Origin of the sequence: Rhizobium sp. SSA_523 (assembly GCF_030435705.1) — a bacterium.
GTDB lineage: Bacteria > Pseudomonadota > Alphaproteobacteria > Rhizobiales > Rhizobiaceae > Neorhizobium.
In genome coordinates this window covers 3,145,334-3,166,785 of the sequence record NZ_CP129382.1, presented here as the reverse complement: position 1 = coordinate 3,166,785, position 21,452 = coordinate 3,145,334, and the positions used below count along the sequence as shown (strand labels likewise).

Below are 21,452 nucleotides of genomic sequence, written 5' to 3'. Positions count from 1 at the left end.
CGGTCAGGCAATTACATCCTAATCTAGGTGTGAAACAGCATTTGGGAGAATTCGGACATGTCGGACACCGCCAAGCCAGGCCGCGGCAAGATCTACGGCTCTATCGTCGAGACCATCGGCAACACGCCCATCGTGCGCCTGGACAAGCTGGCGAAGGAAAAAGGCGTGAAGGCCCATCTTCTGGCCAAGCTCGAATTCTTCAACCCGATCTCCTCGGTGAAGGACCGCATCGGCGTGGCGATGATCGAAAGCCTGGAAGCGCAAGGCAAGATCGCGCCCGGCAAGACCACTTTGATCGAGCCGACATCCGGCAATACCGGCATTGCACTGGCTTTCGCCGCTGCCGCGAAGGGCTACAGGCTGATCCTGACCATGCCGGAGACCATGTCTGTGGAGCGGCGCAAGATGCTGGCCCTGCTTGGCGCCGAACTGGTCCTGACCGAGGGGCCCAAGGGCATGAAAGGCGCCATTGCCAAGGCGGAAGAACTGGCGGCCAGCCTGCCGGATTCGGTGATCCCCCAGCAGTTCGAGAACGAAGCCAATCCGGAGATCCACCGCAAGACCACGGCAGAGGAAATCTGGAACGATACCGAGGGAAAGATCGATCTCTTCGTGGCCGGCATCGGCACCGGCGGCACGATCACCGGCGTCGGTCAGGTTTTGAAGGCGCGCAAGCCCGATTTGAAGATCTTCGCCGTCGAACCGGCGGAATCCCCGGTCCTGTCCGGCGGCGAACCCGGACCCCACAAGATCCAGGGGATCGGCGCCGGCTTTGCCCCGAAGATCCTCGACCGATCGATCTATGACGAGGTTGTCACGATTGCCAGCGGCGAGGCTATCGAAACTGCCCGCCACGTGGCGCGGCTCGAGGGCCTGCCGGTCGGCATTTCCTCCGGTGCGGCGCTGGCCGCCGCCATCAAGATCGGCTCCCGCCCCGAAAACGAGGGGAAAAACCTCGTTGTTATCATTCCTTCCTTTGCCGAGCGCTATCTTTCGACGGCGTTGTTTGAGGGGCTGGGCGGGTAAAATAGCGAATAGCGAATAGCGAATAGCGAATCGATAATTTCCATCGGCGGCGTTTCTGCAAAACGATTCAGCCGCCGGGGAACGAACGTCTTCGGATTTTTGGCATTCCCTCTCTGCATCGTCGATGCGCACCGCGTCCTCGAACAGCCTCAGGTCATCATCAGTGCGGGAAAATGCAGGATGCCCTCCGGCAGGGAAGGGCCTCGCCAGAACATGTAGGCCTCCGGCCACGGCTGACGGATCAAGCCGTTCTCGCCCTGACTGTCGTGTATGGTGGGCCCGCCAACGCTTCGTCCGCTTAGTGTATTCTCTTGACGCAGGTTCCGGAAAACCTTGGGACAGTTTTCCGGAACCTCTTTAAAGAGATCGTCCGGCACGAAACCCAACTCGATCCGGCCGCCATACGGGGCTGCCAGCGCCTGCAGCAAGCCGTGATGGCCCATTCCGTCTCGCGAAAGACAGTCGCAGAGCATCACGCCTCTGTCCGTCACCTCGACAAAAGCCAGCCCTCTTTCCTTCGGCAGAACATAAGCGGTCACGTTCGTGTTCATGAGATGCCAGAGAAGGATGGAGGCATCCGGTCGTACCGCGAGGATTCCGCCATGGGCATCTGCTCTGTCGCACCACATCGCGAGCAGGGCACGGTCCTGCAATGTCTCCGGGTCGAATCGGCGCCCGATGGCATTCTTCGTTTCAGGGCCTGGTCGAAGTTGTAGAAACAGCCGATCCGGAATCAGGCGTCGAAACCCGAAACGCGGATAGAAATCGACCACCGAGGGATTGGCGAACAGCAAAACCGGCGTGCCGTGACGATCCGCCTCCGCCAGCACATGTTCCAGCAGCCGGCGCGCCAGTCCGCGCCCGCGATCCTGCGGGCGGGTGGCAACGGCGCCCAGTTGGAAGACGGGCATGGGCTGGCGCCTGCCCAGCCACCCCTCCATCACGGTGACGCCGATGGTGGCACAGATTTTGTCACCTTCCGTTAGGGCAACGACCTCGTAGCGATCGCCCCAACCGCCGACGCGTGCCCAGCGGGGGAAATTCTGGATACCAAAGACGGCGTTCAGGTGCAGGAAAAACCTCCTGCCAGTCGCCGTCATGCCGCCCGATGCGTCGCAGCTGCAAGGGCTCATCCTCCTTGTTCGACGAGCGAGTGCTGGCGCCTCATGCCGCCGCCGTCAAGCGTTCGCCGGCAATCCGGTAGGAGATCGCTTCAGCCAGGTGAATGCGTCCGACCCGTTCCTGGTCATCGAGATCAGCGAGCGTGCGGGCCACCTTGAGGATACGATGATAGCCGCGGGCGGAGAATTTCAGCTTCTCCGCCGCATCGCGCAACAGTTGCGCGCCTGCCGCATCCGGCGCGGCAAAATCCTCGATCAGGGCGGTGGAGCAGCGGGCATTGGTCGAGATCTCCGGAAGGCCGGCGGCGGCAAAACGGCGGCGCTGCCGCGCGCGGGCCTCCGCCACCCGTGCCGCGACCGTGGCGCTGCTTTCGGCCGGCCGCGGACGGATAAGGTCGGCGGCGGAGACGGCCGGGACGTCGATGCGGATATCGATCCGGTCCATCAGCGGACCCGAAATGCGGCCCTGATAGTCGCTGATGCAGCGCGGCCCTCTGGCGCAGCTATGGCCCGGTTCGCCCGCCATGCCGCAGCGGCAGGGATTCATCGCGGCAACCAGCTGGATTTGCGCCGGGTAGCAGACCCGGTGATTGGCCCGGGCAATCGCGCATTCGCCGGTTTCCAGCGGTTGCCGCAAGGCATCGAGCACCTGCGGCGCAAATTCGGGAAATTCGTCGAGAAACAGCACACCATGGTGGGCGAGCGAGGCCTCGCCCGGCCTGGCCCTTATGCCGCCGCCCACAAGCGCCGCCATGGTGGCGGAATGATGTGGCGTGCGAAACGGCCGCCGGTCGGACAGCTTGCCGCCCGACAATTGGCCGGCGATCGAGTGGATCATCGAGACTTCCAGAAGCTCGGCAGCCGACAGCGGCGGCAGGATGGAGGGAAGCCTTGCCGCAAGCATGGATTTGCCAGAGCCCGGCGGCCCGACCATCAGGAGATTGTGGCCACCCGCTGCAGCCACTTCCAAAGCACGCTTGGCGCTTTCCTGTCCCTTGATATCGGCAAGGTCCGGAAGATTGGCGGCCGGAGCCCGGATGGCCGGCTGCGGCCTTGTCAAAACCTGCGTGCCGCGAAAGTGGTTGGCGAGCGCGATGAGGCTGCGGGGCGCGAGAATATCGATTGCCGCGCCGGCCCAGGCCGCTTCCGCGCCGCTATCGGCCGGGCAGATCAGGCCCCTCTCCTGCGCATTCGCAGCGATTGCCGCGGGCAAGGCACCGGCCACCGCAGCCAGCGTGCCATCCAGGTTGAGTTCGCCGATCACCACATAATCGGCGAGCGCATCGGCCGGAATGGCGCCAAGCGCTGCCATCAGACCGAGAGCGATCGGCAGATCGAAATGCGACCCCTCCTTGGGCAGATCCGCCGGCGCCAGATTGACCGTCACACGTTTGGGCGGCAGCGCCAGACCGGAGGCGTGCAGGGCTGCCTGCACGCGTTCCCGGCTTTCCGCCACGGCCTTATCCGGCAGTCCGACGATCTGCATGCCAAGCTTGCCGGGCCCGACCATGACCTGAACATCGACAGGCAGGCCCTCTATGCCCTGGAATGCAACCGTACTCACTCTTGCAACCATCGGAACTGCCTCGCCCGCCTCGCCCTTGCCGCACCTCAATTCGGCAAGCCGCCGATGGGAATAAGCAAGTACAGTCAAGCATAGTTTCCGGAGCGAAACAAGAACATAAAACGAACATTCGCGCCTTGATACTGATGGGATCGCTTCTTTACATGCCGCTAAAGGAACGAAACAGGATCATAGGGCAGCGGTGAGCTGCTTTTCGTGCCCTCAGCCGGCGTTGCGCCGCGCCTCGATTGCATCCCACAAGAGAGCGGCCACGTCAGCCCCGCCGAATTTCTTCACTTCGCGAATGCCGGTGGGTGAGGTCACGTTGATCTCGGTCATGAAATCGCCGATCACATCGATCCCGACGAAAAGGAAGCCGCGCTCGCGCAGCGCCGGGCCGATCCTCCGGCAGATCTCTTCCTCGCGCGAGGTCAGTTCGGTGGCTTCGGCGCGGCCCCCCACATGCATGTTGGACCGGCTGTCATGCTCTGCCGGGACCCGGTTGATCGCACCTACGGGCTCGCCATCGACCAGAAGAATGCGTTTGTCCCCCTTGCGGACGGCGGGCAGATAACCCTGTGCGATGAAGGGCTCGCGATACATTTGCGCGAACATTTCCAGCAGCGAGGAGAAATTGCGGTCATCGCGGGCGGAATGAAACACGCCGGCGCCGCCATTGCCATAGAGCGGCTTCAGAATGATATCGCCCAATTCCTCGCGGAAGCGGGCGATCTCGCCGGGGTCGCGGGTGATCAGCGTCGGCGGCATCAGATCGGCAAATTCGGTGACGAAGATCTTTTCCGGCGAGTTGCGGACCCAGGCCGGATCATTCACCACCAGCGTCTTCGGATGCAGGCGCTCGAGAAGATGCGTGGAGGTGATATAGGCCATGTCGAAAGGGGGATCCTGGCGCAGCATCACCACGTCCATCGTCGCGAGATCGACCCGCTCGCCCTCGCCCAGCGTATAATGGCTCGCCTTGTCGTCGCGAACACTCATCGGCTCGACCCGGGCAAAGATCGAGCCATCGCGCATGGTCAGCCGGTCCGGCGTGTAGTGAAAGAGTTCAAACCCCCGTGCCTGCGCCTCCAGCGCCATGGCGAAGGTGGAATCTCCGGCAATGTTGATGCCGGACACGTGGTCCATCTGGAACGCGACTTTGCGGATTTTGGCCATACCCTGCCCCTTGTCAGATTGCCCGCCAGATGTAGGACGGCAGGCAATCGATGGCAACGGCTGGTTTCCGGCAGCCGCCGCTTCTGCAGGATTTCCTTAACGCGCACGGTGCGGCAGAGGCTCGAAAGGGGCCGGACCGGATCCGATCAGGTATCGAAGGAGGCCGGTTTCGGCACCGAGCGCAAACGGTTCCGCAGCCGGTAGAAGAGCGCAATCGGCTGCCATAATGGCTGGCGGATGAAGGCGATCTTGCGCACATAGCGATCGATGCGCCAGGTGGCCCAGGTGCCGCCTCTGAAATAGGCGATGTCGCCACTGCGCAGCATGCGCTGCATGCCGTCTTCGGCCGTCACGAAGACCTCGCCGTCGAGGATGACCACGGTTTCGTCCTCGCCGAAGAACCAGCGAAACGTGCCGGCGGTGCAGTCCCACATGCAGACGGACGAGCACCTGTCGGCACTGCGCACATGCTGCGCCGCGCGGGCCTGCGGCGTGCCAGACAAGATCCAGCTCGGCTCGATCGGCGCAGGCGCCAGCTCGCGCGCCAGCCCCTCCTGCGTCGCAGCAACCAGCGGTGCCGCCGGCTGCGCCTGCGCGGTGTCGCGGTTACGGTAGACGAAAGCAAGTGCCCCGGCCAATGCAAGTTTCAAAACCATGCTACCCCCAAAGTGGCTACCCCCGAAGTGGCTCCTCGACAAATATGACGCCTACAATACTAGCAGGCGAAATTGGAGGAGTGGTTTTGTCGATCACTCAAACTTTAAAGATAGTCTGAAAAAAACACAGGCCCGGTGGCATCGTCAAGCCATTGCTCCTCTTGCGAGACAAAACGGACAGAAGAACCGGGCCGATACTGCAGGCGGCGCTGTTAGTTTCATCCGGCGCTCTACCAAAACGTGCCAGTCAGGCAAACGCCGGCCGGGCGGTCGCCCCGCCCGTCCGTCTGATTTCCGTCCGGCTTCCTTCTGGGCGTCCGGCTTAGGCGGATGCGGCCCGCGCCCGGGTCGTGGGGATGATCCGCCGCCCGTCCGAGACGGAGAAGAAGTGCAAGCGCTCGGCATCCACCGTCAACTGCATTTCATCGGTGATCGGCGTGTCGGGCGAAACCGAGGCGGTCAGGGTCTGGCCGCCCAGCTGTCCATGAACAAGGCGCTGCGAGCCCAGTTCTTCGACATAATCCACGCTCAGCGGCAAGATGACATCGCCAGGCCTGGCCGGACGCAGGTCTTCCGCCCGCATCCCCACCGTCACCTTGCCCGACGCCGTCGAGGCAAGGTCCCCCATCGCAATGGTCGTCGGCCCGATGGTCAGCTGCTGACCGATCATTTCGCCGGAAATCAGGTTCATGGCGGGAGAGCCGATAAAGCTCGCAACAAAGGTGGAAGCGGGGGCGTGGTAGACTTCGAGCGGCGAGCCGATCTGCTCGATCCTGCCGCCATTCAGCACCACCAGCCGATCGGCCAGCGTCATGGCCTCCAGCTGGTCATGGGTGACATAGATCGAGGTGGTGCCCAGCCGCCGCTGCAGGCGCTTGATCTCGCCGCGCATCGAAACGCGCAGTTTCGCATCGAGGTTCGACAGGGGTTCGTCGAAGAGGAAGGCGGCCGGTTTCCGAACAATGGCGCGGCCCATGGCCACGCGCTGGCGCTGGCCGCCGGACAGAGCGCGCGGCTTGCGCTCCAGATATTGGGTGATCTCCAGCATGCGGGCTGCTTCGGCAACGCGCGCATCGATATCCGCCTTGGGCGTGCCGCGATTCTTCAGGCCATAAGCGAGGTTCTGATAGACAGTCATATGCGGGTAGAGCGCATAGTTCTGGAACACCATGGCGATGTCGCGCTCGGCCGGCTCCATGCGGTTGACGACCTTGCCGCCGATCGACACATCGCCGCCGGTAATGGTTTCGAGGCCCGCGATCATCCGCAGAAGCGTGGACTTGCCGCAGCCGGACGGTCCGACAAGCACGATGAATTCGCCATCCTTGATATCGATGGAGACGGAATCGACCGCCTTCACGCCACCCGAATAGACCTTGGACACACCGGCGATCTGAATGCCAGCCATGTTACTTCTCCGTCTCTGTAAGGCCGCGGATGAACAGCCGCTGCATGAAAATCACAATGAGGATCGGCGGCAGCATGGCCAGGACCGATGCGGCCATGACCAGCTGCCATTCGATGACGCCGTCCTGGACGGTCACCATGCGCTTCATGGCCATCATCAGCGTGTAATAGCCCGGATCGGTCGTCACCAGCAGCGGCCAGAGATATTGCACCCAGCCATAGATGAACAGGATGACGCTGAGCGCCGCGATATTGGTGCGCGACAGGGGCAGCAGGATGTCGCGGAAGAATTTCATCGGTCCTGCGCCATCGACGCGCGCCGCCTCCAGCATCTCGTCCGGAATGGTCATGAAGAACTGGCGAAACAGGAAGGTTGCGGTTGCCGACGCGATCAGCGGCACGGTGAGGCCCGCCCAGGAATTCAGCATGCCGAGATCCGCGACGATCTTGTAGGTCGGCATGATGCGCACCTCGACCGGCAGCATCAGCGTCACGAATATGATCCAGAAGGCCAGCTGGCGGAAAGGGAAGCGGAAATAGACGATGGCAAAGGCCGAGAGGATGGAAATGGAAATCTTGCCGATCACGATCGCCACGGCCATGATCAGCGAGTTCAACGCCATGTGCGAATAGTTCGGCAGGCCATTGGCCGCCGAGGCGCTGGTCAGGATCTGGCGATAGTTTTCGAGAAAATGTGACCCCGGCAAAAGCGGCACCGGCCCGCTCATCAAGGTGGCGATATCATGCGTGGAGGCAATGATGGCCACGTAGACCGGAAGCGCCACCACCAGAAAGCCGAGGATGAGGAAGGCGTGGGTGAGGAAGGTCAGGAAAGGGCGATTTTCAACCATGGTCGATCCTCAATACTGCACGCGGCGTTCTACGTAGCGGAACTGAACGAAGGTCAGGACCATGACAATCATCATCAAAAGCACGGACTGGGCGGAGGAGGAGCCGAGATTGAGCCCGAGATAGCCGTCCTGGTAGACCTTGTAGACCAGTGTCGTCGTTGCTTGCGCCGGCCCTCCCACGGTGGTCGCATCGACAATCGGGAACGTGTCGAACATGGTGTAGTTCACGTTGATGATGAACAGGAAGAACGTGGTGGGCGACAGCAGGGGCAAGGAGATGGTGAAGAAGCGCTTGACCGGACCGGACCCGTCGATCGCAGCAGCTTCCATGAGCGATTGCGGGACCGATTGAAGGCCCGCAAGGAAGAACAGGAAATTGTAGGAGACCTGCTTCCAGGCCGCCGCAATGATGATCAGGATCATGGCCTGAGTGCCGTTGAGATCATGATCCCAATGAATGCCGATCTTTTCCAGGAAGAACGGCATGAGGCCCGTGGTGCTGTTGAACAGGAACCACCACAGGACACCGGCCACGACGGGGGCCACCGCATAGGGCCAGACCAGGAGTGTCGTATAGATCTTGCCGCTGCGCATCAGGCGATCGACTGCGGCGGCGAAGGCCAGGCCGAGGATCATCGACAGGGCGGTGACCGACACGGCGAAGACGGCGGTGCGGGACAGGGCGCTGAGATAATTCGGATCTTCGAATAGACGCTGGTAATGCAGCAGGCCGACAAAGACGGTCGACAGGCCGAACGGATCTTCGCGCTCGAAGGAGGATTTGACCGCCTGTCCGGCAGGCCAGATGAAGAAGACCAGCGTGATGAAGAGCTGGGGCGCCAGCAGCAGATAAGGCAGCAGCCGGTTGTTGAAGGTGGTTTTCTTGGTGTTCATTGAGCCCAGCCCAAAAATGTCCGGTGGGAAATGCGGGGAGGACCGGCAAAAGCCGGCCCTCCGTCAGGCTTGGTTGGCTCAGTTGGCGGCTTCGAATTCGCGAAGCAGCTTGTTGCCGCGCGAGACGGCACTGTCGAGTGCCTGCTTGGCATCCTTGTTGCCGGCGAGCAGGCCCTGGAATTCCTCATCCACGATCGTGCGAACCTGGGTGAAGTTGCCGAAGCGAACGCCCTTGGAATTGGCGCTTGGCGTGCCGCGGGTGATCTGCTCGATGGCAATGTCGGAACCCGGGTTCTTGGCGTAATAGCCCTGGGTCTTGCCGAGTTCGTAGGCGGCATTGGTGATCGGCAGATAGCCGGTGAACTGGTGCCAGTCCGCCTGGACATCCGGCTTGGACAGGTAGGAGAAGAACTTGGCAACGCCCTTGTAGACGTCCTTGTCCTTGCCGTTCAGGACCCACAGGGTGGCGCCGCCGATGATGGAGTTCTTCGGCTCCTTGATTTCATCCGCATAATAGGGAAGCGGACCGAAGCCCGGCGTGAAATCCTTGGCATTGTTGATGACGCCTGCGCGACCGGCCGACGAGTTCATCGTCATTGCGCATTCCTGGGCGTAGAACATGGTTGCCGCCTGATCGCCGCCCACCGGGCCGCCATACTTGAAGAGGCCTTCATCCTGCCACTTCTTCAGATTGCCCCAGTGCTTGACCTGAACCTTGCCATTGAAGGTGAATTCGGTCTTCAGACCGCCAAAGCCATTGTCCAGCGTGCCGAAGGGCTGGTCGTGCAGAGCCGACAGGTTCTCGGTCTGCACCCAGGTGATCCAGGCCGAGGTAAAGCCGCACTTGGCCGCACCCGAGGATACGATCTTCTTCGAGAACTGCTCGACCTCTTCCCAGGTCTTCGGCGAGACTTCCGGATCAAGGCCGGCCTTCTTGAACACGTCCTTGTTATAATAGAGGATAGGCGTGGACGAATTGAACGGCAGCGACAGGATATTGCCTTCCGTATCGGAATAATAGCCGACGACCGGCGCCAGATAGGCGCTCTTGTCGAAGCTCTCGCCCTGATCGGCCATCAGCTTGTAGACCGGATAGACGGCGCCCTTGGCAGCCATCATCGTGCCGGTGCCGACTTCGAAAACCTGCACGATGGCCGGCTGCTGATTGGCGCGGAAGGCCGCGATCGCCGCCGTCAGGGTTTCCGGATAGGAACCCTTATAGACCGGCACGACCTTATAATCGGCCTGGCTTTCATTGAACTTCGCTGCGATTTCCTCAAGCTTCTTGCCCAGTTCACCGCCCATGGCATGCCACCAGGTGACTTCGGTGGCGGCAAGCGAGGTGGTCGCCGACAGCGCGAGTGCGGCTGCGGCGAAAGTTAGCTTCTTCAACATGGGTATCTCCCTCTTCTCCGGTAGGTCGGATGCGGCTGCTTAGCGTTCTTTTATGACAGCACTAATACAGTTAAGCCTCACATTGCACAGCTTTGCAACACTTTCAGAAAGCGTCCACAAAATGCCGGGGCAGCGTCCATTGCTGCATTGCAATAATATCGAAGCGCAGAGATAGAAGATGAGCGTCGCGCTGTTGCATAAGCCACCGGTTTCCTGCGGCGCGAATGCGCTGTTGCGTTGCAAGACCAACGGCATCCACCGCCTCCCCGGAAGATCTGCGGAGTTTGACTTCGACAAAGGCGACGAGACTGCCTTTTCGGGCAATAATGTCGATTTCTCCCACCGGAGTGCGGTAGCGCAGGGCAATGATTCGATAGCCCTTCAGGCGAAGAAACAGCGCGGCGAATAGTTCGGCGTGGCGCCCATCGCGCTCGGCCTTGCGACGGCGGAGCCCTTGCCTGTCAGACCGCATCGCCATCCTTCAGTTCGACCAGCCGCTGGTAGAGATCGCGGCGCGACAGGCCGGTCAGCCTTGCCGCCTCGGCGGCAGCCTTGGTTGCCGGCATGGATTGCGACAGTTCCTTGAGCAGAATATCCACATCGACGGCCGCAGGGACATCGTCATAATCCGGCGGGCCGATGACCAGCACGACCTCGCCCTTGACCGTGGCATCCTGATACTGCTGCGCCAGATCGCCGAGCGACCCGCGGCGGAACTCCTCGAAGGTCTTGGTGAGCTCGCGGCAGACACAGGCGGATCGCGTCGGTCCCAGCACGTCAGCAGCAATGACAAGCGTATCGCCGAGGCGATGGGGCGATTCGAAGAAGATCAGGGTCGACGGGATCTTGGAGAGCTCCGCCAGCCGGTCCCGCCGTCCCTTTTCCTTGACCGGCAGGAAGCCGGCAAACAGGAAGGCATCGGAGGGAAGGCCGGAACCGACCAGCGCCGCCAGCGGCGCGGAGGGCCCGGGAATGGGAACAACCTTGTAGCCGGCCTCCAAAGCGAGCTGTCCAAGCCGGTAGCCCGGATCGGAGACAAGCGGCGTTCCGGCATCCGAGACCAGCGCGACCGATTGCCCCCGATCCAGCGCCGCGATGAGCCGCGGCCCGGCCTCGTCGGCATTATGTTCGTGATAGGCATAGGGACGCGTAACGATGCCATAGCGATCCAGCAGCACCCGCGTCACCCGCGTATCTTCGCAGGCGAGCACATCGGCCCCCGCAAGGGTCTCGAGCGCGCGCAGGGTAATATCGCCCAGATTGCCGATCGGCGTCGCCACCAGATAGAGCGCCGGCTCCAGAGGCCGGGCGGCAATGCTCGTCTGCCCGAGGCGATAGCTGCGCTGCGTCGGCGTTTCCTTGTCTGTCACGTGCTTGTCCGGCCTTTCCTTGCAAACCGATGTCTTTATGGGGGAGCGCAGCCGGCAGGGCAAGGCATGCGTCAGCAAGACAAGGGCAGACGGTGAGAGGGGCGGATGACCGGCTTGCGCGAGTGATCCGCCGCAACCAGCCGCATCCACATCACGCAGTCTGTCCCGGTCCGCTCGGGAATTCCTGTGAGAAGGCCGGCGCGCAGCGTCGAAAATAGCCGGCCGAGGAGCCCCACCCCTTGCATTTTTAATGCAAACTCTGCCATTTTGCCGATCCACATCGTCCGGCCAGCGGCGGACGAACATCATGTTCGGCCCGATGGGCCGGTACGGTCGAAAGCGGTAGCGTCCATGCGTATTACTCTTGAGCGGTCCAATCTTCTGAAATCGCTGAACCATGTTCATCGTGTCGTGGAACGTCGCAACACGATCCCCATCCTGTCCAACGTGCTGCTGCGCGCCTCCGGCAGCGAGCTTGCCTTGAAGGCGACGGACCTGGATCTCGAGATCACGGAGGAACTGCCGGCCATGGTCGAGCAGGCGGGCGCAACCACCGTTCCCGCTCATCTTCTGTATGAAATCGTGCGCAAGCTGCCGGACGGGGCCGAGGTTCGCCTGGCCACCAACCAGGATGGCGGCAGCATGGTGGTGCAGTCGGGCCGGTCGAAGTTTTCGCTGCAATGCCTGCCCGAGACAGATTTTCCCGACCTGACGGCCGGCACTTTCAGCCACACCTTCAAGATGAAGGCGACGGACCTGAAAATGCTGATCGACCGCACGCAGTTCGCGATTTCGACGGAAGAGACGCGCTACTACCTGAACGGGATCTTCTTCCACACGATCGAGGCCAATGGCGAATTGAAGCTGCGCGCGGTGGCAACCGATGGTCACCGCCTGGCCCGCGCCGATATCGTTGCGCCCTCCGGTTCGGAGGGCATGCCGGGCATCATCATTCCGCGCAAGACGGTCGGGGAATTGCAGAAACTCGTGGACGATCCGGAGGCTCTCGTCACCGTCGAAGTGTCGGATGCCAAGATCCGCCTTTCGATCGGGGCCATCGTGATGACCTCCAAGCTGATCGACGGGACCTTCCCGGATTACCAGCGCGTCATTCCCACCGGCAATGACAAGGAAATGCGGGTCGACTGCCAGAGCTTCACCCGCGCCGTGGATCGCGTGTCGACGATTTCCTCCGAGCGCGGCCGGGCCGTCAAGCTGGCGTTGAGCGACGGCCAATTGCTGCTGACGGTCAATAATCCGGATTCCGGCAGCGCGACGGAGGAAGTGGCGGTCGGCTACGAGAGCGACGCGATGGAGATCGGCTTCAACGCGAAATATCTGCTCGACATCACCGCCCAGCTCTCCGGCGAGGATGCCATTTTCATGCTGGCCGATGCCGGATCCCCCACTCTGGTGCGCGATACGGCAGGCGACGACGCCCTGTATGTGCTGATGCCGATGCGGGTATAATGTCGATGAGGGGACGGTCTCGGCCGTCCCTTTTTTTGTCGCCCTCCTCGATTGCGACATTTTTTCTTGCTTTTGCGTCACCAGTGGCCACTTAACCCAAACAGATTTGCCGGGAGATCAGGATGGAGTTGCGTTTCAAGGAGCGGCTGGGCCGCAAGTTCGACGAGGAAATCCGTTTCTTCAAGGGCTGGATAGACGGTCCGAAGCGCGTCGGCGCCATCCTGCCAACCTCGGCGATCACGGCCAAACGCATGGCCAGCGTCATTCAGCCGGCCTCAGGCCTTCCGGTCCTGGAACTCGGCCCCGGCACCGGCATCATCACCAAGGCCATTCTCGAGCGAGGCGTCGCGCCGGAGAAACTGGTCTCGATCGAATTCTCAACCGATTTCTACCTGCACCTCACCCGCAATTTTTCCGGCGTCAACTTCATCAATGGTGATGCCTTCGATCTGGAAAACACCCTGGGAAGCTTCAAGGATGCGCGCTTCGACGCGGTCATCTCGGCCATACCGATGCTGAGCTTCCCGATGGAGCGCCGCATCGCGCTGCTGGAAGACCTGCTGGACCGCATGCCGCACGGCCGGCCGGTCATCCAGATCACCTATGGCCCGGCCTCGCCCATCGTCGCGCGCCCGGACCGCTATCGCATCAAGCATTTCGACTTCGTGGTGCGAAACATTCCGCCGGCACAGCTGTGGACCTATACCCGTCCCTGATCGAGACCCTCGGCCAATGTTCGCCCTTTACATCACGCATCCGCAGGTGAAGATCGACCCGAAGGTTCCGGTGCCGGACTGGGGGCTTTCGGAGACGGGTGCGGAGCGGGCGAGGACGGCGTCCCGCCTCTCCTGGGCGTCACGGCTCCAGCGCATCCTCTCCAGCCAGGAGCGCAAGGCGATCGAAACCGCCGACATCCTGGCGCGGGCCGCCGGCTGCAGCGTCGAGACGGAGGCTGCCATGCATGAGAATGATCGCTCGGCGACCGGCTTTCTGCCGCCTCCGGACTTCGAGGCGGCCGCGGACTGGTTTTTCGCCCATCCTCAGCAGAGCTTCAAGGGCTGGGAAACGGCGCAGGATGCGCAACACCGTATTGTCGACGCCGTCTCCCGCGTGCTGCAGAGCCACGACTGCAGCAGGCCGATTGCCTTTGTCGGCCATGGCGGCGTCGGCACGCTGCTGAAATGCCACATAAGCGGCAACCCGATCGCCCGCGATCGTGACCAGCCGGCCGGCGGCGGCAACCTTTTCGCCTTCACGCTTTCCAACCGGCTTGCCGATTGCCGTCTCACATGCGACTGGACGCCGATGGATGCCTGGCAAGGAGAGATGGCGTGAGAAATGGCGCGAGACATGGCATGACAGCACGCGACCGCCTGATCGTTGGGCTTGACCTTCCCACGATCGGCGAGGCGGAAGCCGTGGTACGCATGCTCGGCGACGAAGTGAATTTCTACAAGATCGGCTACCAGCTGGCCTTCGCCGGCGGCCTGGAATTCGCCCGCAATCTCGTGGCGGATGGCAGGCAGGTCTTTCTCGACATGAAGCTGCTCGACATCGACAATACGGTTGCCAAGGGCGTCGAGAACATCGTCAAGATGGGCGTGACCATGCTCACGCTGCATGCCTATCCGAAGGCCATGCGGGCGGCGGTCGAGGCGGCAAAGGGATCGGACCTTTGCCTGCTGGGCGTGACAGTGCTGACATCGATGGACGACGCCGATCTGCGCGATGCCGGCTATGAATACGATCCGCATACGCTGGTGTTGACGCGTGCCGAACAGGCGCGCGCAGCCGGCATGGGCGGCATTGTCTGCTCGGCGGAAGAATCGCAGGCGGTGCGCAGGATCATCGGTCCGGACATGGCCCTCGTTACGCCGGGCATCCGGCCGAAGGGCGCCGATGCCGGGGATCAGAAGCGTGTCGTCACGCCCTTTGATGCGATCAGAGCGGGCTCGAGCCATCTGGTGGTCGCGCGGCCGATCGTGAAGGCCGACGACCCGCTGTTTGCTGCACGCGCCATCCTGTCGGAAATGAACGAGGCACTCTGACGCCTCCCGCCGGAGGCAAGGACGAACGAGGAGAAGACAATGCCGAAGGGATACTGGATCGCCCGCGTCGATGTGCGGGATGCGGAACGCTACAAGGATTATGTGGCGACGGCCAAACCGGCCTTCGAGCGGTTCGGCGCGAAGTTCCTGGCCCGCGGCGGACCCGTCACGAGGCTTGAGGGCATGTCGCGGGCGCGCAATGTCGTGATCGAATTTCCGTCGGTCCAGCACGCTATCGATTGCTATCACTCGCCAGAATACCAGCAAGCCGCCAAGATCCGCCAGGAGGTGGCCGAGGCGGAAATGCTGGTGGTTGAAGGCGTCTGATCGAGCAGGCCATAGGCGGCAGGAGGATGCGACCGCTGCAGCGGCGCTTGCCGGCCCCGGTTGCGTCTTTCCCTCGGCCGGGGCGCACAAGCCCGTGCGTCCTTTTGGAACGGCGCTTGGCACTTCACCTTGGCCGCGCTTTGGGCTAGAGAAAACCAAACCATCTTCTGGCTTTCGGAGCATTCCCCATGACCATGTCCAATCTTCCGCCGCTCGTCACCGTGTTCGGGGGTTCGGGTTTCGTTGGCAGGCATGTTGTCAGGGCGCTTGCCAAGCGCGGCTACCGCATCCGCGTCGCCGTCCGCCGTCCCGATCTTGCCGGCTTCCTTCGTCCGCTCGGCTATGTCGGCCAGATCCAGCTGGTTCAGGCCAATCTGCGCTATCGCGCCTCGATCGACCAGGCGGTGGCCGGATCCAGCCATGTCGTCAACTGTGTTGGCATCCTGTTCGAAAGCGGCAAGAATTCGTTCAATGCCGTGCAGGAATTCGGTGCCAAGGCCGTGGCTGAGGCCGCCCGCAATGCCGGAGCGCGGCTGACGCATGTTTCGGCCATCGGTGCCGATACCGCATCCGAGTCCTCCTATGCCCGTTCCAAGGGCCGCGCCGAAGCCGCGATCCTTCAGACGGTGCCGGATGCGGTTATCATGCGGCCGTCGATCATCTTCGGCCAGGAGGACAATTTCTTCAACAAATTCGCCGATATGGCGCGGACCATGCCGTTCCTGCCGCTGATCGGTGGTGGAGAGACCCGCTTTCAGCCGGTCTTCGTCGAAGATGTGGCGGAAGCCATTGCCCGTTCCGTGGATGGCGCCGTAGCAGGCGGCAAAATCTACGAGCTGGGCGGGCCGGAAGTCATGACCTTCAAGCAGTGTCTGGAAGAAGTGCTGCGTGTGACGGTGCGCAAGCGCGGCTTCGTCTCGATCCCGTTCGGCGTGGCATCCATGCTCGGCAAGATCGCCTCCCTGGTGCCGCTGATCGAGCCGCCGCTGACGGCAGACCAGGTGACCCTTCTCAAGCGCGACAACATCGTTTCTGCCGAAGCCGAGGCCGAGGGCCGCACCCTGGCCGGGTTGGGAATCAAGCCGACCCTGGCGTCCAGCATCCTCCCCAGCTATCTCGTCCGCTATCGGGTGCACGGCCAGTATACCGGCTCCGGCAAGGCCGCCTGAGCAACCTCGAGACAAAATTGCTGCATGTTTTGAAGGCAGGGCTGGTCCCTGCCTTTTATGCGTCAGTGCTTATGTAGCATAAATGCCGCACTCTTCCGCAAGCGCATGTTAACCAGCCATTCAACACCTTGGTCTATTGAATTTGGGGGCACTGGTTCGTAAACCCCGCACAGGATCAAGAAATCCCGTTATCGCTGTGACACCTCTCTCATCCTCCTCCGAAAGGCATCTCTCCATGGGTAAGTCGATCGCACTGTTTTTTGCGTGTGCGGCATTGGTCATTCTTGCGGGTTCGTTTCTGGCGCCGGGCACGGTTGCCGCAAACAAGGGCACCTGCGCACCGGCCTACGGCGTAGACCCGTGCAGCACAAGTTCGATCAGCAAGACCGGCCGCTGAGGTCGACACGATCCTGATCAGGACGGGCGGACCCTTTTTCAGGATCCGCCCTTAGACGGTGCATCAGCCCGTGATGAGCAGGCCGGCAAGGCCTGCAAAGCCGACAAGGATCCGCCAATAGGCGAATGGCGCAAAGCCCCGGCTTGAGACGAAGTTCAACAATCCCCGTACGACGAACAGCGCTGTGACGAAGGCCGCGACGAAGCCGATGGCGATGATGCCAAGATCATCGAAACTCAGGATATCGCGGTTCTTGTAGAGATCGAGCACGAAAGCGCCGACCATGGTCGGCATGGCCAGGAAGAACGAGAATTCCGCCGCAGAGCGCTTATCCGTCCCCATCAGCAGAGAACCGACGATCGTGGCGCCGGAGCGCGATGTCCCCGGAATCATGGCCAGGCACTGGAACAGCCCGATCTTGAAGGCGAGGCCCGGCGGATAGGTCATGGCATCGGTATAGCGCGGCTCGAACTGCATTCTGTCGACGACCAGCAGGATCACGCCGCCGATGATGAGCATCACGCAGATCAGCATGGGGGTTTCGAAGAGCACGCTCTTGATGAAATCATGCGCGAGCGCGCCGATCACCGCGGCCGGCAGGAAGCCCACGAGGACGGTGAGGACGAAGCGGCGGGACTGGGCGCTGGTGGGCAGAGACAGGGCGACGCCGAGCAGCTTCTGAAAATACACCAGCAGAATGGCCAGGATGGCGCCGAGCTGAATGAGGACGGCGAATGTATTGCCCGGTGATTCGAAACCGAGAAAGTGGCCGGCCAGAAGAACATGGGCGGTGGAAGAAACGGGGATGAACTCGGTCAGCCCCTCAATCAGGCCGAGAACAAGGGCACTGACGATAGATTGGTCCGCCATTCTTGATCCTTTATTAACAAGGGTGGGGAATTATGTGGGGAGGCAAATGAGCGCGTAGGCCCTACTAAACCTTCATGGCTGCCTTATGTCAGCCATATTCGGGCTTTGGTGATCGCGACCGCCTCAGGCTTACCACAACATTCGTCATTTTCGAGTATCGATGCCCACGCTTTATCATCATCCCATGTCCTCTGCCTCCCGCTTCGTCCGGCTGATCTTGGCGGAATACGGTTTTCAGACGGATTTCGTCGAGGAGCAGCCCTGGGAGAAGCGCCGCGAATTTCTGACGCTTAATCCGGCCGGCTCGCTGCCCGTCTATGTCGACGACAATATGCGGGTCCTGTGCGGGCCGAGCGTTCTTCTGGAATTCCTGGACGAGACGCATGGCGTGCTGAAGCGGGAGCGTCGTCTGTTTGCCGAGGACCCCTTCCAGCGCGCTGAGATCCGCCGCCTGACGGAATGGTTCCTGCAGAAGCTCGAACAGGATGTGACGAAGCCCTTGACGCGGGAGCGGGTCTACAAGCTGCAGATGACGCCGTCGCAAGGCGGCGGCGCACCTGACAGCAAGGTCCTGAGGACGGCGCGCGCCAATATCCGCCAGCACATGAAATATCTCGCCTGGCTTGCCGGCTCCCGCACCTGGCTCGCCGGCGACCGCCTGAGTTATGCCGATCTTGCGGCGGCCGCGTCCATCTCGGTGCTGGATTATCTCGGCGAAATCGATTGGCAGGAGACACCGGTTGCGAAGGAATGGTATCAGAGGCTGAAATCGCGGCCTTCGTTCCGTCCGCTCCTGGCAGAACGTATTCGCGGCATTACGCCGGTATCTCATTATGCGGATCTCGACTTCTGATCATGACAGCCCCGCTGCGTCGGTATCACCGAAGGATATCGAACGCCGGCGAAAGCTGACGGCCTTTCTGCGCGCCGAGGCGGCGGCGCAGGGCTTTGATCTCTGTCGCATCACGCTTCCGGATCGGGCACCGCAGGCTCCGGCCCGGCTGGCCGCCTTTGTCGAGGCCGGGCGCCACGGCACAATGAGCTGGATGGAAGAGACGCAGGCGCGTCGCGCCGATCCGCGCGTCTTGTGGAGCGAGGTCCGCTCCATCGTCATGTTCGGCATGAATTACGGGCCGGACGAGGATCCGCGCGCGGTGCTGGACAAACCGGATCGCGCCGCCATCTCCGTTTATGCCCGCAACCGCGATTATCACGACGTGATCAAGGGACGGCTGAAGGAGATCGCTACCCGCTTTGCGGCGCGCGCGGCGGAAGACGTGAAGGTCTTCGTCGATACGGCGCCGGTGATGGAAAAGCCGCTCGCAGAGGCCGCTGGTCTTGGCTGGCAGGGCAAGCATACCAATCTCGTATCGCGCATGCATGGGTCCTGGCTCTTTCTCGGCAGCCTGTTCACCACTGCCGAACTGGAGATCGATGCGCCGGAGCGCGACCATTGCGGCTCCTGCCGGGCCTGTCTGGACGCCTGTCCGACAAATGCCTTTCCTGCGCCCTATCAGATCGATGCCCGGCGCTGCATCTCCTATCTGACCATTGAACACAAAGGGCCCATCGATCCGCAATTGCGACCGCTGATCGGCAATCGCATCTATGGCTGCGATGATTGCCTGGCCGCCTGTCCGTGGAACAAATTCGCGGCGGAAGCGTCGGAGATGAAACTGAAGGCACGCGAAGACCTGAAGGAGCCCCGGATCGAAACCTTGCTCACCCTCGACGACAGCAGCTTCCGCAGCCTGTTCAGCGGGTCGCCCGTCAAACGGATCGGGCGCGACCGTTTCGTGCGCAATGTACTGATCGCGGCAGGCAATTCCGGCCGAAGCGCATTGATCGAGCCTTGCCTCACCCTTCTGCGCGATCCCTCGCCGACCGTGCGTGCCATGGCCGTCTGGGCGCTGTCGCGCCTGATGGAACCGGAGGCCTTTGCCATTTTGCGCGCCACGCATGCGCAGGACGGCGAGCCGGAGGTCAGGGCGGAGTGGCAGATGACGGAGCAGGCATGATGCGCATGATGATCTTCGGTGCCGGTTATTCGGGCCAGTGCATCGCCGCGGAAGCGTTGAAGGCCGGCGCGGCGGTTGCCGGCACGACGCGCAGCGCCGAGAAGATGCCCCTCCTGCGCGCGGCCGGCATGCAGCCGTTCCTCTTCGATGGATCGTCCCTGTCCGAGGACTTGCGCGCCCATCTGGCGCAGGTGACCCATCTCGTCCAGTCGATCGCGCCGGGCGCCGAGGGCGACCGTCTGGTAAACCTTCTCTCCGGTGATCTGCGGCCGCTCTTCCCGCGCCTGGAATGGATCGGCTACCTCTCCACGGTCGGCGTCTATGGTGATCACGCAGGTGCCTGGGTGGATGAGGAGACGCCCTGCAGGCCCGTCTCGACGCGGTCACTGGAGCGGATGGATGCGGAACTGACCTGGCAGGCGCTTGCCGAAAGCGCCGGAATTCCGCTTTCTATCTTACGTCTATCCGGCATTTACGGGCCCGGGCGCAACGGTTTCATCGCCCTGTCCAAGGGCAGCGCGCGGCGGCTGGTCAAGCCGGGGCAGGTGTTCAACCGTATCCGCGTGGAAGATATCGGTCGCGCCTGCCTTTTTCTGATGGAGCGCTCGCTTGGCGGGATCTTCAATGTGACCGATAGCGAACCGGCCCCGCCGCAGGATGTCGTGAGCCTGGCTGCGCAGCTGATGGGCATCGATCCTCCGCCAGAGCAGGCTTTCGAAACGGCGGAGCTGACGCCCATGGCACGCTCCTTCTACGGCGAAAACAAGCGCGTCTCGAATGCCAAGATCTGCAATCTTGGGTTTAAGTTTCTGTACCCGGACTACGGAATGTCTCTCCGTCAGCTCTGGCAGGACGGGCGCTGGGAAGCCAGCGAAACAGTGCATGAGGCATCGGTGGAAGGTGCGAAAACCACTCTTTCCTCAGGGTGAAATTTCCATTTTATGGCATATCGCGGGTTACACTTTCTTCATTCCTGAGGCAGAAGCGCCAAAATTCGCGCCATTAGGGCGAAAACTTGCCTAAGCGAATAAAAATAATTCGCGGCGTTTCGTGAACTTCGAGCAGGCTGGGACAGAGGCGGAACAGCGTTCCACTTGCAGCCTGATTCTTATAAACTTTTTCCAACTCCATCGCCTCCTATCATTAGCCGGCTTTCTATCACGAATGTTTCAGACTGAAATATTGCGTGATCGCGGAGTCCACGTTTCCGCCGTTTTTGGCCCTGCTTAAGCCCGCCGCAAGCAAGTTTAGGGCTTTACAAAGGGACAACGGGATTTTGAACTTCACAACACGCTCGCTTTTCACCGCCGTCGCCATCGCATCCGTCACACTGATGGGAACACAGGCTGCCAATGCCGCACCAGGTTGTGGTCACGCATCCTGGTATGCGCTGCACTCCAAGACAGCGTCCGGAGAACGGATGAACCCGTCGAAGATGACGGCGGCCCACAAGTCGCTGCGCTTCGGCACGAAACTCAAAGTCACCAACAAGCGCAACGGCAAGAGCGTCGTGGTGCGCGTCAATGATCGCGGCCCGTTCATCCGCGGCCGGGTTCTCGATCTTTCCAAGGCCGCCGCGAAGGATATCGGCATGGTCAGCTCCGGCACCGCGCAGGTCTGCTACGAAGTCCTCGGCTAAAAGAGAGACCCGCCGCCCGGCTCGGGCTTTGGTGTCGGCCTGGGCTTTGGCTTG

General features: G+C 61.8%; 23 protein-coding genes. 12 read left to right on the top strand and 11 right to left on the bottom strand.

Annotated features, from left to right (window positions below; genetic code table 11):
- The first annotated feature begins 57 nt into the window (after positions 1 to 57).
- On the top strand, positions 58 to 1,026 hold the full coding sequence (gene cysK / locus QTJ18_RS23310; protein ID WP_252753453.1) for a cysteine synthase A: 969 nt from the start codon (positions 58 to 60) through the stop codon (positions 1,024 to 1,026).
- A gap of 149 nt (positions 1,027 to 1,175) precedes the next feature.
- Here cysK and QTJ18_RS23305 read toward each other — a convergent pair whose 3' ends face one another.
- The 10 genes from QTJ18_RS23305 to rsmI all read right to left on the bottom strand — a co-directional run bounded on the left by QTJ18_RS23305 (position 1,176) and on the right by rsmI (position 11,460).
- Positions 1,176 to 2,126 carry a GNAT family N-acetyltransferase gene (locus tag QTJ18_RS23305; RefSeq protein WP_252753454.1) on the bottom strand — a complete coding sequence of 317 codons (951 nt, stop codon included), beginning with the start codon at positions 2,124 to 2,126 and terminating at the stop codon, positions 1,176 to 1,178.
- A 64-nt stretch (positions 2,127 to 2,190) separates the two neighbouring features.
- On the bottom strand, positions 2,191 to 3,723 hold the full coding sequence (locus QTJ18_RS23300) for a YifB family Mg chelatase-like AAA ATPase (protein WP_252753683.1): 1,533 nt from the start codon (positions 3,721 to 3,723) through the stop codon (positions 2,191 to 2,193).
- A 210-nt stretch (positions 3,724 to 3,933) separates the two neighbouring features.
- The gene (gene gshB, locus QTJ18_RS23295; RefSeq protein WP_252753455.1) at positions 3,934 to 4,887 is read right to left on the bottom strand and encodes a glutathione synthase; all 954 of its coding nucleotides are present in this window, start codon (positions 4,885 to 4,887) and stop codon (positions 3,934 to 3,936) included.
- A 146-nt stretch (positions 4,888 to 5,033) separates the two neighbouring features.
- Entirely contained in the window at positions 5,034 to 5,543 is a 510-nt protein-coding gene (locus QTJ18_RS23290) for a cupin domain-containing protein (protein ID WP_252753456.1), read from the bottom strand.
- A gap of 322 nt (positions 5,544 to 5,865) precedes the next feature.
- On the bottom strand, positions 5,866 to 6,951 hold the full coding sequence (locus QTJ18_RS23285) for a sn-glycerol-3-phosphate import ATP-binding protein UgpC (RefSeq protein ID WP_252753457.1): 1,086 nt from the start codon (positions 6,949 to 6,951) through the stop codon (positions 5,866 to 5,868).
- A 1-nt stretch (position 6,952) separates the two neighbouring features.
- A complete protein-coding gene (ugpE, locus tag QTJ18_RS23280; protein WP_252753458.1) occupies positions 6,953 to 7,801 on the bottom strand; it encodes a sn-glycerol-3-phosphate ABC transporter permease UgpE in 849 nt (282 codons plus the stop codon).
- Between the two features lie 9 nt (positions 7,802 to 7,810).
- Positions 7,811 to 8,695: a sn-glycerol-3-phosphate ABC transporter permease UgpA gene (ugpA, locus tag QTJ18_RS23275; RefSeq protein WP_252753459.1), complete on the bottom strand. Its 885-nt coding sequence runs from the start codon at positions 8,693 to 8,695 to the stop codon at positions 7,811 to 7,813.
- A gap of 78 nt (positions 8,696 to 8,773) precedes the next feature.
- Positions 8,774 to 10,090 (bottom strand): sn-glycerol-3-phosphate ABC transporter substrate-binding protein UgpB, encoded by a 1,317-nt coding sequence (gene ugpB, locus QTJ18_RS23270; protein ID WP_252753460.1) that lies wholly within the window; start codon positions 10,088 to 10,090, stop codon positions 8,774 to 8,776.
- Positions 10,091 to 10,193: 103 nt separating this feature from the next.
- Positions 10,194 to 10,562 carry a YraN family protein gene (locus QTJ18_RS23265; RefSeq protein WP_252753684.1) on the bottom strand — a complete coding sequence of 123 codons (369 nt, stop codon included), beginning with the start codon at positions 10,560 to 10,562 and terminating at the stop codon, positions 10,194 to 10,196.
- On the bottom strand, positions 10,552 to 11,460 hold the full coding sequence (gene rsmI, locus QTJ18_RS23260; protein ID WP_252753461.1) for a 16S rRNA (cytidine(1402)-2'-O)-methyltransferase: 909 nt from the start codon (positions 11,458 to 11,460) through the stop codon (positions 10,552 to 10,554). The genes QTJ18_RS23265 and rsmI overlap by 11 nt, the downstream gene beginning before the upstream one ends.
- A gap of 351 nt (positions 11,461 to 11,811) precedes the next feature.
- Here rsmI and dnaN point away from each other — a divergent pair, with 351 nt between their 5' ends.
- From dnaN to QTJ18_RS23225, 7 genes are all read left to right on the top strand, one after another.
- Positions 11,812 to 12,930 carry a DNA polymerase III subunit beta gene (gene dnaN / locus QTJ18_RS23255; RefSeq protein ID WP_252753462.1) on the top strand — a complete coding sequence of 373 codons (1,119 nt, stop codon included), beginning with the start codon at positions 11,812 to 11,814 and terminating at the stop codon, positions 12,928 to 12,930.
- A gap of 122 nt (positions 12,931 to 13,052) precedes the next feature.
- A complete protein-coding gene (pmtA, locus tag QTJ18_RS23250) occupies positions 13,053 to 13,646 on the top strand; it encodes a phospholipid N-methyltransferase PmtA (protein ID WP_252753463.1) in 594 nt (197 codons plus the stop codon).
- 16 nt (positions 13,647 to 13,662) lie between these two features.
- Positions 13,663 to 14,265 (top strand): histidine phosphatase family protein, encoded by a 603-nt coding sequence (locus QTJ18_RS23245; protein WP_252753464.1) that lies wholly within the window; start codon positions 13,663 to 13,665, stop codon positions 14,263 to 14,265.
- A 20-nt stretch (positions 14,266 to 14,285) separates the two neighbouring features.
- Positions 14,286 to 14,978 carry an orotidine-5'-phosphate decarboxylase gene (gene pyrF / locus QTJ18_RS23240; protein WP_252753465.1) on the top strand — a complete coding sequence of 231 codons (693 nt, stop codon included), beginning with the start codon at positions 14,286 to 14,288 and terminating at the stop codon, positions 14,976 to 14,978.
- Positions 14,979 to 15,017: 39 nt separating this feature from the next.
- Positions 15,018 to 15,305 (top strand): DUF1330 domain-containing protein, encoded by a 288-nt coding sequence (locus tag QTJ18_RS23235; RefSeq protein WP_252753466.1) that lies wholly within the window; start codon positions 15,018 to 15,020, stop codon positions 15,303 to 15,305.
- 188 nt (positions 15,306 to 15,493) lie between these two features.
- Complete coding sequence (locus QTJ18_RS23230) at positions 15,494 to 16,474, top strand: complex I NDUFA9 subunit family protein (protein ID WP_252753467.1); 981 nt, start codon at positions 15,494 to 15,496, stop codon at positions 16,472 to 16,474.
- A 235-nt stretch (positions 16,475 to 16,709) separates the two neighbouring features.
- Positions 16,710 to 16,871 (top strand): hypothetical protein, encoded by a 162-nt coding sequence (locus tag QTJ18_RS23225; protein WP_252753468.1) that lies wholly within the window; start codon positions 16,710 to 16,712, stop codon positions 16,869 to 16,871.
- 63 nt (positions 16,872 to 16,934) lie between these two features.
- Here QTJ18_RS23225 and QTJ18_RS23220 read toward each other — a convergent pair whose 3' ends face one another.
- Positions 16,935 to 17,741: an undecaprenyl-diphosphate phosphatase gene (locus tag QTJ18_RS23220; RefSeq protein ID WP_252753469.1), complete on the bottom strand. Its 807-nt coding sequence runs from the start codon at positions 17,739 to 17,741 to the stop codon at positions 16,935 to 16,937.
- Between the two features lie 160 nt (positions 17,742 to 17,901).
- On the opposite strand from QTJ18_RS23220, the gene QTJ18_RS23215 reads away from it, so the two are divergent.
- From QTJ18_RS23215 to QTJ18_RS23200, 4 genes are all read left to right on the top strand, one after another.
- Positions 17,902 to 18,594 carry a glutathione S-transferase family protein gene (locus QTJ18_RS23215; protein WP_252753470.1) on the top strand — a complete coding sequence of 231 codons (693 nt, stop codon included), beginning with the start codon at positions 17,902 to 17,904 and terminating at the stop codon, positions 18,592 to 18,594.
- Positions 18,575 to 19,759, top strand: coding sequence for a tRNA epoxyqueuosine(34) reductase QueG (queG, locus tag QTJ18_RS23210; RefSeq protein ID WP_252753471.1), 1,185 nt, complete (start codon positions 18,575 to 18,577; stop codon positions 19,757 to 19,759). The genes QTJ18_RS23215 and queG overlap by 20 nt, the downstream gene beginning before the upstream one ends.
- Positions 19,759 to 20,688, top strand: a complete 930-nt coding sequence (locus tag QTJ18_RS23205) for an SDR family oxidoreductase (protein ID WP_252753685.1) — start codon at positions 19,759 to 19,761, stop codon at positions 20,686 to 20,688. Before queG ends, QTJ18_RS23205 begins: the two co-directional genes overlap by 1 nt.
- 404 nt (positions 20,689 to 21,092) lie before the next feature.
- Positions 21,093 to 21,398: a septal ring lytic transglycosylase RlpA family protein gene (locus QTJ18_RS23200; protein WP_252753686.1), complete on the top strand. Its 306-nt coding sequence runs from the start codon at positions 21,093 to 21,095 to the stop codon at positions 21,396 to 21,398.
- Positions 21,399 to 21,452 lie beyond the last annotated feature (54 nt).

Coding starts and splice junctions, on each gene's coding strand:
- cysK (WP_252753453.1), top strand. CDS start 58: ATGTCGGACACCGCCAAGCCAGGCCGCGGCAAGATCTACGGCTCTATC.
- QTJ18_RS23305 (WP_252753454.1), bottom strand. CDS start 2,126: ATGACGGCGACTGGCAGGAGGTTTTTCCTGCACCTGAACGCCGTCTTT.
- QTJ18_RS23300 (WP_252753683.1), bottom strand. CDS start 3,723: ATGGTTGCAAGAGTGAGTACGGTTGCATTCCAGGGCATAGAGGGCCTG.
- gshB (WP_252753455.1), bottom strand. CDS start 4,887: ATGGCCAAAATCCGCAAAGTCGCGTTCCAGATGGACCACGTGTCCGGC.
- QTJ18_RS23290 (WP_252753456.1), bottom strand. CDS start 5,543: ATGGTTTTGAAACTTGCATTGGCCGGGGCACTTGCTTTCGTCTACCGT.
- QTJ18_RS23285 (WP_252753457.1), bottom strand. CDS start 6,951: ATGGCTGGCATTCAGATCGCCGGTGTGTCCAAGGTCTATTCGGGTGGC.
- ugpE (WP_252753458.1), bottom strand. CDS start 7,801: ATGGTTGAAAATCGCCCTTTCCTGACCTTCCTCACCCACGCCTTCCTC.
- ugpA (WP_252753459.1), bottom strand. CDS start 8,695: ATGAACACCAAGAAAACCACCTTCAACAACCGGCTGCTGCCTTATCTG.
- ugpB (WP_252753460.1), bottom strand. CDS start 10,090: ATGTTGAAGAAGCTAACTTTCGCCGCAGCCGCACTCGCGCTGTCGGCG.
- QTJ18_RS23265 (WP_252753684.1), bottom strand. CDS start 10,562: ATGCGGTCTGACAGGCAAGGGCTCCGCCGTCGCAAGGCCGAGCGCGAT.
- dnaN (WP_252753462.1), top strand. CDS start 11,812: ATGCGTATTACTCTTGAGCGGTCCAATCTTCTGAAATCGCTGAACCAT.
- pmtA (WP_252753463.1), top strand. CDS start 13,053: ATGGAGTTGCGTTTCAAGGAGCGGCTGGGCCGCAAGTTCGACGAGGAA.
- QTJ18_RS23245 (WP_252753464.1), top strand. CDS start 13,663: ATGTTCGCCCTTTACATCACGCATCCGCAGGTGAAGATCGACCCGAAG.
- pyrF (WP_252753465.1), top strand. CDS start 14,286: ATGACAGCACGCGACCGCCTGATCGTTGGGCTTGACCTTCCCACGATC.
- QTJ18_RS23235 (WP_252753466.1), top strand. CDS start 15,018: ATGCCGAAGGGATACTGGATCGCCCGCGTCGATGTGCGGGATGCGGAA.
- QTJ18_RS23230 (WP_252753467.1), top strand. CDS start 15,494: ATGACCATGTCCAATCTTCCGCCGCTCGTCACCGTGTTCGGGGGTTCG.
- QTJ18_RS23225 (WP_252753468.1), top strand. CDS start 16,710: ATGGGTAAGTCGATCGCACTGTTTTTTGCGTGTGCGGCATTGGTCATT.
- QTJ18_RS23220 (WP_252753469.1), bottom strand. CDS start 17,741: ATGGCGGACCAATCTATCGTCAGTGCCCTTGTTCTCGGCCTGATTGAG.
- QTJ18_RS23215 (WP_252753470.1), top strand. CDS start 17,902: ATGCCCACGCTTTATCATCATCCCATGTCCTCTGCCTCCCGCTTCGTC.
- queG (WP_252753471.1), top strand. CDS start 18,575: ATGCGGATCTCGACTTCTGATCATGACAGCCCCGCTGCGTCGGTATCA.
- QTJ18_RS23205 (WP_252753685.1), top strand. CDS start 19,759: ATGCGCATGATGATCTTCGGTGCCGGTTATTCGGGCCAGTGCATCGCC.
- QTJ18_RS23200 (WP_252753686.1), top strand. CDS start 21,093: ATGGGAACACAGGCTGCCAATGCCGCACCAGGTTGTGGTCACGCATCC.